Source organism: Azotobacter armeniacus, assembly GCF_054779355.1.
Genome location: NZ_BAAGYK010000103.1, coordinates 52,657 through 66,524, shown reverse-complemented (window position 1 = coordinate 66,524; position 13,868 = coordinate 52,657). Strand labels below are relative to the sequence as shown.

The window sequence follows — 13,868 nt, the reverse complement described above, 5'->3', positions numbered from 1 at the left end:
CCTCTCCCCTTGGGGAGAGGGTCGGGGAGAGGGAAAAAGCTTGCTCTAGCAGGGAGGAATGCGCGGGCGCTTGTTCAAACCGTGAAGACTTCGCGTCGGAGCAGCTCCCAGGAGGCCCTGTCCGGCGCAATCAGCAGGCCGCCGTCCAGATGATGCGGCAGATAGGGGGTTCCATCGAAGCGTGCGGTGTAGGCACCCGCTTCCTGGCAGATCAGGGTGCCAGCCAGATGATCCCAGGGCATCAGCTTGTAGTACATCAGGTAATGCACATGGCCGGCAGCGAAGGTCCGGTGTTCGTGCGCTGCACAGCGGTAGCTGGCAAGAAAGCGGACTTTGGACAGATTCGCGAGGATTTGTGGCTGCTTGTCTTTCGGCAAATATCCGGTCGAGGCCATGCCGATCATCTGGTCGAGGGCGACAGGGGCGGCCACGGAAAGCCGCTGCGCCTCGCCGTCCGGCCGCCTCAGCCAGGCGCCGCTACCTTTCTCCGCCATTATCCAATCGTCCCCCATCGGGTCGTAGATGATGCCGGCAATCGTCTCGCCCGCGAAAACGACCGAAGCCATGACGCCAAACGCCGGAATACCCGCGGCGAAGTTGGATGTGCCGTCGACGGGATCGACGACGATGGCGAGTTCGGCCTCTTTCAGCCTGCCCAGCAGCGCGGGATCTGCCGCGACCGATTCCTCGCCGACGAACAAGGCGTCCGGCCAGAGCTTTGCGCACTCGGCCTTCATCATGCGCTCGGCCTGTTCGTCGGCTTCGGTCACAAGATCCGTTGCCTCTGTCTTGGCTCGCACATCGGCGCTGCCCAGGCGCCGGAAACGCGGCACTATTTCAGCCTTTGCCGCCCGCCGCAGCAGATCGGCAAGCACCGTTACATCAACTTTCGAAGTCATGGCATTTCCTGTGAGAGACGGTGAAGACGCTCGGGTAACGGCCATCCGCACGGAGCTCAAACCCCGTGAAAGACTGGCCTTAACAGTCTGGATCATACCGCCGAACTCACGCTTCGTTCCCTGGTAAGCGCCGTGGCGTTTTCCGGCACCGACAAGCAAATATTACCCGGGTAATATTGATTTTGTTTTTTACCCGGATAATATTTGCCAAGTCCATTGCTGGAGGAATACACCATCAATTCAACCCCATTGCCGCCCTACAGTTGTTTTGACGGTGATCGCTGCATCGCCGCCGGGGCGCTGGCGGAGGCCGCCCTGGCTTATAAACATGCGCTGGAGGCCCAGGCCGCCGGGCCGATACTGATCTTCGACAACCACAGCGGCCGCTCGGTGGATTTCGACGTGCGCGGCACGGATGAAGAAGCGCTGGCGCGTCTGCCGGATGCAGAGGATGAAGCGGCTCCGCCGCGCGGCCGCGGACGGCCGAAACTCGGCGTGATAGCGCGGGAAGTCACCCTGCTGCCGCGCCACTGGGAATGGCTGGCGGCCCAGCCGGGCGGCGCCTCCATCGCCCTGCGCAAACTGGTGGAGGAGGCGCGGCGTGCCGATGAGGGATCGCCCCGCCGCCGTCAGGAGCGCGCCTATCACTTCATCCTGGCGATGGCCGGCGATCTGCCCGGCTTCGAGGAAGCCAGCCGCGCGCTGTTCGCCGGCGATGAAGCGGGCTTTCGCGCACGGATCGCCGGCTGGCCGCAGGATATCCGCCGCCATGCGTTGCTGCTGGCCTATGAGGCCCAGTGAAACATCGGGGCGGACGCGCTCGGCCACCGGTGCTCCATACTGCATGCTGTCAGTTTCCGGCAGCACCGGTGCGATACTGAAAGGCCCACGTCTCCCAGGATACCGGCCTTGCCCCGCACCACGCGTCTCTTCGATCTCCTCCAGGTGCTCCGCCGCCACCGCTGGCCGGTGAGCGGAGCCACTCTGGCCGCCGAGCTGGGCGTCTCCCTGCGCACCCTGTACCGGGACATCGCGGCCCTGCAGGCGGTGGGGGCCGAGGTGGAAGGGGAGCCGGGGATCGGCTACGTGCTCAAGCCCGGCTTCGTGCTGCCGCCGCTCATGTTCTCGGAGGAAGAGATCGAGGCGATGGCCCAGGGCCTGCGATGGGTCTCCCGGCGGGGTGACAACGAGCTCGCCACCGCGGCCGGGGAGGCGCTCGCCAAGGTGGCCGCCGTGCTGCCCGGCGAGCTGCGCCACAAGCTGGAGGACTCGCCCCTTGAGGTTGGCCCCGGCTGGACGAGGCCTCAGACCGTCGCGCTCAAGCACCTGCGTCGGGCGATCCGCGAGGAGCGCAAGCTCGCCATCCGCTACCGGGACGAGCGGGGCAGGCTGTCCTCGCGGACCATCTGGCCCTTCATCCTCGGCTTCTTCGACGCCACGCGGGTCGTCGCCGCCTGGTGCGAGCTGCGCCAGGACTTCCGCCATTTCCGCGCCGACCGCATCGAATCCACCGAGGCCACCGGCGAGCGCTACCCGCGCCGTCGCCACGCCCTGCGCAAGGAATGGCGTGAACGGATGCTGACAAGAACTGACAGCGTCCAATCCTACACTTTTTCCACGGAACCCCCGCAAACGAAGGAGGAAACGATGGAACAAGAACTGATCTTCTACACCAACCCCAGGTCGCGCGGCGGCATCGTCCATTGGATGCTGGAAGAGGTCGGCGTGCCTTACCGCATGGAGATCCTGGAGTTCGGCACGACGATGAAGTCACCCGAGTATCTCGCCATCAATCCGATGGGCAAGGTGCCTGCCATCCGCCACGGGGACGTGGTGGTCACCGAGGCGGCCGCCATCTGCGCCTACCTGGCCGACGCCTTCCCCAAGGCCGGGCTGGCGCCCGAACCCGCCGCCCGGGGCGCCTACTACCGCTGGCTGTTCTTCGCCGCCGGTCCGGTGGAGCAGGCGCTCTCCTTGCACCGCTACGGCTTCCACCCCGCGCCGGAGCAGCAGATGCAGCTCGGCTGCGGCACCTACGAATCCGTCGCCGAGACTCTCGCTAAGGCAGTCGCCGGAAGGCGCTATATCGCGGGGGAGCGGTTCTCCGCCGCGGACGTGTACGTGTACGTGTACGTGGGGGCCATGATCGGTTGGGGCATGCGTTTCGGCGGCCTGGAAAAGCACCCCGAGCTCGAGGCGTACTGGGCGGGACTCGAGGGCCGTCCCGCGCACCGCCGGGTCGAGGAGTACGCCCAGCAGACCGCCACCAGGCAGGCGTGGGCCAAGGGCTGAGTACGGTAGGTTGGGGTGAGCCTGCGAATCCCAACGCTTCCTCGATCGGGCGTACAGGCAAGCCCGAGGAGATCGCCAACGCCGTCCTGTGGCTCTGCAGTCCTGGGGCGAACTATATGGTCGGCCATGCGCTGGCCGTGGATTGCACAACCTGTCCGATGAAAGCGCGGTGCTGCCCCAGGACACCGATTTGCAAGATCGCCCGCAGTATCCATGAGGCCGCGAGAGATGTGGCGCGACGTATCGCCACCACGCCGGAGTATCTCCGCTCTCGCTGCGAACGCAAAAAGGTCGAGATGCTCTTCGCGCATCTCAAACGGATCCTGAAAATCGATCGCTTGCGACTGCGTGGACTGACTGGCGCGACCGACGAATTCACTCTCGCAGCGGCAGCGCAGAATCTGCGCCGGATGGCCAAATTGGTACCCCAAGGGCCACCCGTCACGGGATAGGTACGCCTGCTTGAGGCAGAAACCCTCGGAATAACCCGAAAACCTGAGCCTGAAAGCTCAACGAAGTGCCGAAAGGCCGCTGAAAGTGACGAGCCGACCCTTCGGTGGTAATCGTGGCGGGCGACATGCCTGCCGCAAAACCGGGTTTTTCAACAGAATCGACCAGGAGCGGACACCCAACTGCCGCTTCTGGCGTCCGCGAGTTTCTCGATGAATCGAGATGTTCCAAAAACCAGCTCAGGCTTTGCAGACGGCAGGACAAGAAAAGCAGGCATGGAGGCGATAGTTATCACCCGTTGCGGTGATCAGGGCCTGGCTCGCCCAATACCTTGCCTCCCGACGGACGCAGTCGCATGCGCTGCAGATAATCATGAAGGCCTGGCTTTTGTTCCAGCCATACCGAACTGTCGGGCAGACGCTGCAAATAGTCGAGCATGGGCGTGAGGATGGCGTCGGCCATGCTGTAATCCGCTCCGCAGAAATATTCGCGGTTACCCAGCTGCCGCTCCAGAAGCTCCAGAGTCTGGATGACCAAGGGCTCGGAAGCAGCCACAGCTTCCCGGTCGATAGGTCGTGACGGTTGCAGAGGTGAAACAAATAGCAAAAGGTAACGTCGGACCAGCCGGTCGTCGACGTACAAGGCCAGGGCGGCAGACCACTGATCGACCTCGACGCTCTGCGCCAAATCCGGAGGCTGCAGAGACAATTGGGGAAAAGCCTCGTCCAGGTAGCGGCAGATAGTGGTGGTTTCAAAAACCCGCCGCTCTCCATGCAGCAGCACAGGAAGCTTGCCGAAGGGATGTAGAGCCAGATGTTCGGGGCTACGCAGAGCAATCGTATGGCCGTCGACCTCAAGGCCGTACGTGTAGTCCAGCGATTTCTCCTCGCAATACAGCCGAATGCTGCGGACGAAGGTGCTGAATCCCGGACCGAGTATGTGCAGACTCATCGCTGATGCCTCCATGAAGACTGAGGCTGACATACTGACGGGCATGACCTTATGTTCAAGAACATAAACCCGGCTTTTGGCACACTGGCTCCCGACCTTGTCTCGAGGAGAAGAACTGATGCCCTGGCCCAGCACGCAACGTGCAACAACCCGCCAGAGGATTCTGGATAGCGCCGCGCGGCTATTCGCGCAGGAGGGCTTCGAGCAGGTCAGCATCGACGTGATCATGCGGAATGCCGGACTGACTCGCGGGGCCTTCTATCACCACTTCGCCTCCAAGAAGGACCTCTACAACGAAGCCCTTCGAAACGCAGCCCGGGCAGGTGGCGCGCTGCTTGAGCAGGCCGGCACGGAAGGAGTGCAGCAGATGGTGAAGAGCTATCTTCGAATGGAGCACCGGGACGGCAGCCAGATGCACTGCCCCCTGGCTTTCATGGTCAATGATGCCGCTCGGCAAGACGAAGCCATTCGAAGCAGCTATACCCGAATTCTGGCGGCATTCGTTACGCGGCTGGAGAGCGGACTGGAATCGACAACAGCGATGAACCCACGGCGGCGAGCTCTGCAAATCGCGGTGGGCATGATTGGTGGAGTGGCCCTGGCCCGCGCCGTCGACGATGACCAACTGGCGGAGGAGATCCTCGCGGCCTGTCAAACCGGGTGTTTACAGCTCATGGAATCCTGAGATCGCTGGAAGCCTCCGAACGCCACCGCTCAGGGCACCGCAGGTGCGGATCTTTTTTCCCGATCCCGAATGGTCAGGAATAAACCCGATCATTGACCACGGTGCGCAATTGCGCCTTTCATGCCCGGTCAGGCCCGAACGCCAGGATGACCTGGTCGACGAAGCTGCGCAGCTTCGGGGTCAGGCGTTTGGCGGCAAACAGGATATGCATCGGCCTTGCGGGGGCTTCGTAGGCCTGGAGGACCCGAACCAGGCGCCCCGCAGCCAGGTCGTCCTTGAGGGCGACTTCGGGCCCGAGGAGGATGCCGAAGCCATCGAGGGCGGCGGCATGAACTTAGGTGGAGGCTATCTCCTGCTCAAGGCCAAGCATGAACTCATGTCGCTCCTTGCGCGGTATTGCATGCTCACCCTGAACAGTCTTTTCGAAGTAGGGCAAAGAGCCCCACAGCTCGTAATCTCCTACCAGATAGAGTCGATGCTTCGCCCGAGTGGCTGCCACATTCAGCAAATTCGGTTTCGATGCTGCCCACTGAGCCGAGCCCGGATGCTCGCTATCGACGCCCAGCAGCATGAACACGCTGTTCTGTTCTTTACCCTGAAAAGTATGCACGGTTCCGATGCTGCCGTTCATCCAGCGCCTCAATGCCGCACGCTTGGGTGGGAGCGCCTGCCAGTCGGCACCTATCAAGGTTTGTCGCAAGGCTTGGCAAACAGCCTTGAAGGGAGAAATCACATACAGCTCGGGAAGCTTGCCATCTCGCCGGTACAGGCCGACAATCACCGCGGTCAGGAAGTCGATCTGCTCGTTCACGACCTGCTTGCGCGCCACTGGGCCGCGAATATCTACCCAGCAACTGGGAAGCGGGACCAGCGGTACATTCGGTGCCTGGCGCTGAGCAAGCCCAAATACCATCTTATCGGCATAGGCGATGCTATTGGCCAGACTGAACATGGGCTCGTAGCAGCGTCGATGCACGCGCAGCGGGCTGCCGATCCACAACAAACGCTCATCCATCGCCGGCGCAAAGGCGCCGAAGCGACTGGCCTGATCGGCAAGGCGCTGGACGGACACCCGATTGGGTGCGTAGTCCTCCCCTGCGGTGTAAGGCGAAAGGCCACCTAAGGCACTGATCAGCTTGCTGGGGAGAGTGAACACCGGCTCGATCTGCAAAGGGTCCCCGACTACCACACAACGCTTCGCGCGCCACAGAGCGCCGACGGCCGCTTGAGGTACTGCCTGCCCTGCCTCGTCGATGAACAGCCAACCCAGCGAACCCGGCCCCAAGCCACCGAACTGGTTGGCAAAGGAGGCGAAGGTAGTGGAGGCGACCGGCACGATCATGAACAGACTCTGCCAGATGGGCAGGTAGTGTTTCGGATCCGTCGGTTTCTTGTTGTTGAGCAGCTTGGTAATGGCGACGATGTTGGCGCGGAACGGCCCCTTCTCCTTTTCCTTGCCGACCTCGAACAACCATGCCTGGTGCAATTCCAAGGCCGAAGCGAACAGTCTGGAACGCAAGGTTGCCAGTTGCAGATCGTGCCAGAGGCCATTCTTCTGGAACGCGTCGGACTCCAGGTCATCCAGCCTCCTGGGCACTACCGGCCTGCCCAGACGCCTTTCGAGCACCGCGTACTCTTCGACCTGGCAATGCCACATCTGTAGTCGGTTGTCCAGCTCGGCCTCACAGAACTGTAGATGTGTGGCGGCGGCTTTCTGCTCCTGGGCCAGATGACCGCTCAACGCAGCACCCAAGGCCTTGCTTCGCGCATGTGCGTCAAGCTGACTGTGGGCATTTCGGATTCTAGCGCTGGAATATGCCCTGGCCGCCCGCGTACGAAAAAGTCGTGCCCACCAGCCCGGGCGTATTCTGTCGATCAGTTGCTGCTCTTCCCGGAGTCCCGCCAGACTCTGCCGCAAGTCCTGCTGCTTTTTCCGGGCGGCGCAAATGGCGGCATCGGCCTCAGCCAGCTGGCTACGGGCCTGCTCGACAGCCTGCCGTTGCTCGGCAAGGAACCGAGATTCATCGGTACAGCTCAGTACCTGCGACAGCTCGGCCAGTCGGCTCCGTTCGGCCAACGCCAAGCGGACATCAGCATCAGCTTGCTGGAACGCTTGGCGCGCCGCCTCAAAAGAATAGGGGTGATCTTTTTTCAGCCACTCCCAAAGAGTCAGCGGAGTTTCCCTGCTCTTCGTTTCAAAGGACTTGAATACCAGACGCTCGGTGAATCGCTTCCGGTTCTTTGAATTGCCGAGGGCACAGCTGACAAGCCCCCAAGGCACCTGATTCCCCTCGGGAGAAAACGGACCTTTTTTGCTGACCTGTACGGCGAAATTGTGCGCGACCGGCTGCAGGTATCCCACCGACTGCCAAGCCACATCCAACTCCTTGCGCTTGGCCAGAGCGACGGAGATATTTTCCACTGCGGCATTATTGGACGATGCCACAACCATTTCGAAGCCTGTCAACTCGTCTATCAGAGGCCTGATGAAACTTTTGTTCTGATCGCCCTTAAAGCTCACCGCAAGCTTCTTGTCGACAAAGGCATCGCTCGCCCGGGAAAGCCCGGCAAGAACCCTGGCCCGGCGAACGATGTTATCGGCAAATAGATCACGTAACAGAGTGGTTTTGCCTGTGCCCGGTGGGCCATTGACGGCAAACAAGCCGCACTCGCTCAGGTCCTCCAAGGCCGTATTGATCGCGAACTGCTGCATCAGGCTCATCGGATGCTCGGGGGACGCCAGCCAGTGCCCGGCGTTGATCCGTTGCGGCTGCAATGCCCGGTAAATAGCTTCTCGCCCGGCCACCCCGTACAGGTCCACGCGCTGTTCGGCAGCAAGCGGCATCAGATACTGCTGCAGCGTTTGCGGCACAGAGCCGGCACGCACATTATCGATAACCCGCTCAATATCGCGGATATAGAAGCTATTGAGAATCTCAATCTCCTCGAGTGCCTCCTCGTCGTCTTCGTCATCCTCGCTTTCCCGGCTTTTCTGCTCTGCCGACGACGGCTTGCCATCCGGCTCCCCGGCAGCAGGCCTCGACTTGACCCTGGCTTCGAGCACAGCGATGGGATGCGCTGGAGCCGGAGTGAAACCAGCCCAGTCGCAAAGCAGGCGCTGCAAGCAGATGACTTCAGCCGCGCCAAGTGCCTGGCCAACGTTGTCTCCCCGCCCACTCAGGAAGTTGTCAAGCAGATCCTTGAGGCGTTGCTTGGCGGACTCGAAGTGACTGTGACCCAGCGCCTTGAGCCCACTGGCAACGGTCTGGCCCAATGCCCAAGGTGCCGTGGAAATCGAGATGGAATCCAGAATCGGGTGGCCTTCTCTGTCGAGCCTGATCTTGGCGAAACAGGTCTCCCCTTCCAGATCCGTGCGCGCTTCCTCTTCGTAGGCTTGCATGGCGCTCGATTCCTGCCCCGGAGCGCCCAGGAACGGTTGGCAGACGCTGGCAATCTCGGCCTTATCGAAGACGCACAGATAGAGGTTGAACCCGCAGACTTCCTTATCGTCTGGCACATCGATACGGCGCCATTCGCTATCGGTGCATGTCTGCAGCAAGTCGGCGAACAACTTCTTCGACTGCCACTCTTCCAGTTCACTGATACGTTGATCGAGTGCATAAGGTATAAAGAATTCAACCTTGTGCCAGTAATCCAGTATGTCGAGAAATCGTTGCTGTTCGTAGGGCACCAACATCCTGTTTCTCTAGTGACGATGATTCGAAGGGCACGGATTGTACACGGAGCGGCCATAGCCATTTTTTAGGCATCACACTCCCGATATCCTCCGTTTGCACTGTCGCCGAGTTGGGCCTCGCTCAACGAAAAAAGACAACGAAATATTTTTCGTACCCGGATCGTTGGTTTTGGGTCGAGTCCGATCTGTCGTGAAAAGCCGAAATCCAACCCGATATTGACGCTCACAGCAGACAGAAACCAGCCAAGGCCCGTCATTCGGCAAAACGGAACGGCGGAACAGGATTCCGCCGCCACCCATCCGCCGACGAATCGGCACGGGTTCGCTATGCCGGCTCCTTCGTCTCCGCCAGCGGATCGATACTGCCATCGGGCAATATGTACCAGTCCTCACCAAGGATCTCGGATGGGTGCATCGTCCGGTCGGCGCCGTTGCCGCAGGCCAGGGAAGTCGCCGGACAGTACTTGTCGCACCCCCAGCAGATGCGTTCGGGATGCTTGGGGTTCAGGGGAAATTTCTTTGCCATGCTCGCCGCCTGGTGGTGTGAGTCGGAAATTTGCAAGCTGTTTTCGATAAACAATCTAACGTTTTTCCGCCCATGAGGCGATCTTGACTGCGGCGCCGCCGAAGGTGAGTCCTTATCCGTCAAGCAGCCATGTTGGCGGGTTGCACCCGCCCTACGGGCTATAGCCCCACAATCAACAAAACGCCTGAATCCCGGTCTGCGCCCGCCCCAGAATCAGCGCGTGGATGTCGTGGGTGCCCTCGTAGGTGTTGACTACTTCCAGGTTGACCAGGTGGCGGGCCACGCCGAACTCGTCGCTGATGCCGTTGCCGCCCAGCATGTCGCGGGCCAGCCGGGCGATGTCCAGGGCCTTGCCGCAGCTGTTGCGCTTCATCAAGGAAGTGATCTCCACGGACGCGCTGCCCTCATCCTTCATCCGCCCCAGGCGCAGGCAGCCCTGCAGGCCCAGGGCGATCTCGGTCTGCATGTCGGCCAGCTTCTTCTGGATCAGTTGGTTGGCGGCCAGCGGACGGCCGAACTGCTTGCGGTCGAGCACATACTGCCGGGCGGTGTGCCAGCAGGCCTCGGCGGCGCCCAGCGCGCCCCAGCTGATGCCGTAACGCGCCGCGTCCAGGCAGGTGAAGGGGCCCTTGAGGCCGCGCACCTCGGGGAAAGCGCTTTCCTCCGGGCAGAACACCTCGTCCATGACGATCTCGCCGGTGATCGAGACGCGCAGGCCGATCTTGCCATGGATCGCCGGAGCGGACAGGCCCGGCCAGCCCTTCTCCAGCAGGAAGCCGCGAATGGCGCCGGCCTCGTCCTTGGCCCAGACCACGAAGACATCGGCGATCGGGCTGTTGGTGATCCACAGCTTGCTGCCGGTCAGGCGCCAGCCGCCCTCGACCTTCCGCGCCCGGCTGGCCAGGGAGCCGGGGTCGGAGCCGTGGTCCGGTTCGGTCAGGCCGAAGCAGCCGATCCATTCGCCGCGGGCCAGCCTGGGCAGGTACTTCTGCTTCTGCGCCTCGGTGCCGAAGGCGAAGATCGGCAGCATCACCAGGGAGGACTGCACGCTCATCATCGAGCGAAAGCCCGAGTCGATGCGCTCGATCTCCCGGGCGATCAGCCCGTAGCACACGTAACTGAGGCCGCTGCCGCCGTACTCGGCGGGCAGGGTCGCGCCGAGCAGGCCGGCCGCGCCCATTTCGCGGAAGATCGCCGGGTCGGTACGCTCCTGGCGGAAGGCTTCCAGCACCCGCGGCGCCAGCCGTTCGGCGGCGAAGCGCGCGGCGCTGGCTTGCACCAGGCGCTCCTCGTCGCCGAGCTGGCGGTCGAGCAGCAGCGGGTCTGCCCAGTTGAAGGATGCTTGGTCGGCCATGGCGGCTGCTCCTGGCGCGGGGTGGCGGTCGTTCGGCAAACGACGCGGTCATCCTTGATTATCGGAGCAGTTTCCGCCCCCCGCCAGTCGGGCTCCACCTCTCCTCACTCGCGGTAGTCCTCCACCGGCACGCAGGCGCAGAACAGGTGGCGGTCGCCATAGACGTTGTCCACCCGGTTCACCGTCGGCCAGTACTTGTGGGCCCGGGTGTGGGGGGTCGGCGTCACCGCCTCGTCGCGGGCGTAGGCGCGCTGCCAGTCGCCGAGCACGTCGGCCAGGGTGTGCGGGGCGTGCTTGAGGGGGTTGTCCTCGGCCGGCCAGTCACCGGCCTGGACCTTGGCGATTTCCGCGCGGATGTTCAGCATCGCCTCGACGAAGCGGTCCAGCTCGTGCAGGGACTCGCTCTCGGTGGGCTCGATCATCAGCGTGCCGGGCACCGGGAAGGACATGGTCGGGGCATGGAAGCCGTAGTCCATCAGGCGCTTGGCGACGTCCTCCTCGCTGATCCCGGTTTCCGCCTTGAGCGGGCGCAGGTCGAGGATGCACTCGTGGGCGACCCGGCCGTTGCGGCCGCTGTAGAGCACCGGAAAGGCGCCGCCCAGGCGGTGCGCCAGGTAGTTGGCGTTGAGGATGGCCACCTCGGTGGCGGCCTTGAGTTGCGGGCCCATCATGGCGATGTACATCCAGCTGATCGGCAGGATGCTCGCACTGCCCCAGGGCGCTGCGCTGACCGCACCGTTGTCCGGGTTCGGGCCGTCCAGCGGCACCACCGGGTGGTTGGCGATGAAGGGCGCCAGGTGCGTCTTGACACCGATCGGGCCCATGCCCGGGCCGCCGCCGCCGTGGGGGATGCAGAAGGTCTTGTGCAGGTTCATGTGCGAGACATCGGCACCGATGTCCGCCGGGCGCGCCAGGCCGACCTGGGCGTTGAGGTTGGCGCCGTCCATGTAGACCTGGCCGCCGTGGGTGTGGATCACCTCGCAGATCTCCCGCACGCCCTCCTCGTAGACGCCGTGGGTCGAGGGGTAGGTGAGCATCAGGCAGGACAGCGCGGCGCCGGCCTCCTCGGCCTTGCGCTTGAGGTCGGCGAGATCGACGTTGCCGGACCTGTCGCAGTCGACGATGCGCACCTGCATGCCGACCATCTGAGCCGAGGCCGGGTTGGTGCCGTGCGCCGAGGACGGGATCAGGCAGACGTTGCGCTGGCTGTCGCCGCGGCTCAGGTGGTAGCTGCGGATCGCCAGCAGGCCCGCGTACTCGCCCTGGGCGCCGGAGTTGGGCTGCATGCAGATGGCGTCGAAGCCGGTGATGGCGCACAGCCAGGCTTCCAGCTCGTCGATCATCAGGCGGTAGCCCTCGGCCTGCTCGTGCGGGACGAAGGGGTGCAGGCTGGCGAATTCCGGCCAGGTGATGGGCATCATCTGGCTGGTGGCGTTGAGCTTCATGGTGCAGGAGCCGAGCGGGATCATCGCCTGGTTGAGCGCCAGGTCCTTGTTCTCCAGCTGCTTCAGGTAGCGCAGCATCTCGGTTTCGCTGTGGTGGCTGTTGAACACCGGATGCTGCAGGTAGGCCGAGGTGCGCTGCAGCTCGGCGGGGATGCCCGAGGCGGCGATATCGTCCAGGGCGGCGAGGTCGAGATCATGGTCGGCGCCGAGGAAGATCGCCAGCAGCCGCTCGACGGTCTCCGCCGTGCAGGTCTCGTCCAGGCTGACGCCGAGCCGGCCACGGCCAAGGATGCGCAGGTTGATGCGCGCCTCCTGGGCGCTCTCGATGATCGCCGTCTGGGCACCGCCGACCTCCAGGGTCAGGGTGTCGAAGAAGTGCCGGTTGAGACGCTCGATCCCCTTCTGCGCCAGGCCTTCGGCAAGGATGGCGGTCAGCCGGTGGACACGCCGGGCGATGCGCCTGAGGCCTTCGGGGCCGTGGTAGACGGCGTAGAAGCCGGCCATGTTGGCCAGCAGCACCTGGGAGGTGCAGATGTTCGAGTTGGCCTTCTCGCGGCGGATGTGCTGCTCGCGGGTCTGCAGGGCCATGCGCAGGGCGGTGTTGCCGCGGGCATCCTTCGACACCCCGATGATCCGTCCGGGCATGGCGCGCTTGAACTCATCGCGGGTGGCGAAGTAGGCCGCGTGCGGGCCGCCGTAGCCCATCGGCACGCCGAAGCGCTGCGCCGAGCCGAGCACCACGTCGGCGCCCAGCTCGCCCGGCGGGGTCAGCACCAGCAGGGCGAGCAGGTCGGCGGCGACGCAGGCCAGCGCCTGCTGCGCGTGCAGCTGCTCGATCAGCGGCCTGAGGTCGCGGATCTCGCCATGGGTGTCGGGGTACTGCAGGAGGGCGCCGAACACCGCGTGTTCGGTTAGGCTCTCCACGGCATCCACCACCACCTCGAAGCCGAAGCCCTTGGCGCGGGTGCGCACCACCGAGATGGTCTGCGGGTGGCAGTTCTCGTCGACGAAGAAGCGGTTGCTCTTGCTCTTCGCCACGCGGCGGGCCATGGCCATGGCCTCGGCGGCGGCGGTGGCCTCGTCGAGCAGCGAGGCGCTGGCCAGGTCGAGGCCGGTGAGGTCGATGGTCAGCTGCTGGAAGTTCAGCAGCGCCTCCAGCCGACCCTGGGCGATTTCCGGCTGGTAGGGGGTGTAGGCGGTGTACCAGCCGGGGTTTTCCAGCACGTTGCGCAGGATCACCGGTGGTGTAACGGTGCCGTGGTAGCCCATGCCGATCAGGCTGGTCCACAGCGCGTTGCGTTCGGCGTAGCCCCTGAGCTTCGCCAGGGCGCCCTGCTCGTCCAGTGCCTCCGGCAGCTCCAGGGCACGATTCAGGCGGATCGCCGGCGGCACCGTCTGCTCGATCAGCTGGTCACGGCTGGCCAGGCCGAGGCAGGCGAGCATGGCCCGCTGTTCGGCCTCGTCAGGACCGAGGTGGCGCTGCAGGAAGGCGTCGGGCTGCTGGAGTTGGGCGAGACTGGGAGTCTGGGACATGGCGGCTCTCGGCTGAAAAGACGAAGCCCCGACGGG

The 13,868-nt window shown here is 63.6% G+C and carries 10 protein-coding genes and 1 pseudogene; 4 read left to right on the top strand and 7 right to left on the bottom strand.

What is annotated here, in order from left to right; all coding sequences use genetic code 11:
- Positions 1 to 74: 74 nt before the first annotated feature.
- Positions 75 to 899, bottom strand: a complete 825-nt coding sequence (locus ACYVD0_RS13995; RefSeq protein ID WP_460427367.1) for an inositol monophosphatase family protein — start codon at positions 897 to 899, stop codon at positions 75 to 77.
- 204 nt (positions 900 to 1,103) lie between these two features.
- Here ACYVD0_RS13995 and ACYVD0_RS13990 point away from each other — a divergent pair, with 204 nt between their 5' ends.
- The 3 genes from ACYVD0_RS13990 (at position 1,104) to ACYVD0_RS13980 (ending at position 3,643) form a co-directional block, all read left to right on the top strand.
- Entirely contained in the window at positions 1,104 to 1,700 is a 597-nt protein-coding gene (locus ACYVD0_RS13990; protein ID WP_460427366.1) for a DUF2239 family protein, read from the top strand.
- Positions 1,701 to 1,808: 108 nt separating this feature from the next.
- On the top strand, positions 1,809 to 3,191 hold the full coding sequence (locus tag ACYVD0_RS13985; RefSeq protein WP_460427365.1) for an HTH domain-containing protein: 1,383 nt from the start codon (positions 1,809 to 1,811) through the stop codon (positions 3,189 to 3,191).
- Positions 3,176 to 3,643, top strand: a complete 468-nt coding sequence (locus ACYVD0_RS13980) for an SDR family oxidoreductase (protein ID WP_460427364.1) — start codon at positions 3,176 to 3,178, stop codon at positions 3,641 to 3,643. The genes ACYVD0_RS13985 and ACYVD0_RS13980 overlap by 16 nt, the downstream gene beginning before the upstream one ends.
- A 289-nt stretch (positions 3,644 to 3,932) precedes the next feature.
- Here the strand turns inward: ACYVD0_RS13980 and ACYVD0_RS13975 are convergent, their stop codons facing one another.
- Positions 3,933 to 4,592: a glutathione S-transferase family protein gene (locus ACYVD0_RS13975; RefSeq protein WP_460427363.1), complete on the bottom strand. Its 660-nt coding sequence runs from the start codon at positions 4,590 to 4,592 to the stop codon at positions 3,933 to 3,935.
- Positions 4,593 to 4,710: 118 nt separating this feature from the next.
- On the opposite strand from ACYVD0_RS13975, the gene ACYVD0_RS13970 reads away from it, so the two are divergent.
- Complete coding sequence (locus ACYVD0_RS13970) at positions 4,711 to 5,277, top strand: TetR/AcrR family transcriptional regulator (protein WP_460427362.1); 567 nt, start codon at positions 4,711 to 4,713, stop codon at positions 5,275 to 5,277.
- A gap of 118 nt (positions 5,278 to 5,395) precedes the next feature.
- Here ACYVD0_RS13970 and ACYVD0_RS13965 read toward each other — a convergent pair.
- The 5 genes and pseudogenes from ACYVD0_RS13965 to gcvP form a co-directional block, all read right to left on the bottom strand.
- A pseudogene (locus tag ACYVD0_RS13965) lies at positions 5,396 to 5,593 on the bottom strand (LysR substrate-binding domain-containing protein); the annotation flags it as partial.
- An 18-nt stretch (positions 5,594 to 5,611) separates the two neighbouring features.
- The gene (locus ACYVD0_RS13960) at positions 5,612 to 8,974 is read right to left on the bottom strand and encodes a DEAD/DEAH box helicase (protein WP_460427361.1); all 3,363 of its coding nucleotides are present in this window, start codon (positions 8,972 to 8,974) and stop codon (positions 5,612 to 5,614) included.
- 325 nt (positions 8,975 to 9,299) lie between these two features.
- The gene (locus ACYVD0_RS13955; protein ID WP_460427360.1) at positions 9,300 to 9,500 is read right to left on the bottom strand and encodes a DUF3079 domain-containing protein; all 201 of its coding nucleotides are present in this window, start codon (positions 9,498 to 9,500) and stop codon (positions 9,300 to 9,302) included.
- Positions 9,501 to 9,672: 172 nt separating this feature from the next.
- Complete coding sequence (locus ACYVD0_RS13950) at positions 9,673 to 10,854, bottom strand: acyl-CoA dehydrogenase (RefSeq protein ID WP_460427359.1); 1,182 nt, start codon at positions 10,852 to 10,854, stop codon at positions 9,673 to 9,675.
- Between the two features lie 104 nt (positions 10,855 to 10,958).
- Positions 10,959 to 13,832, bottom strand: a complete 2,874-nt coding sequence (gene gcvP, locus ACYVD0_RS13945) for an aminomethyl-transferring glycine dehydrogenase (protein WP_460427358.1) — start codon at positions 13,830 to 13,832, stop codon at positions 10,959 to 10,961.
- Between the last annotated feature and the right edge of the window lie 36 nt (positions 13,833 to 13,868).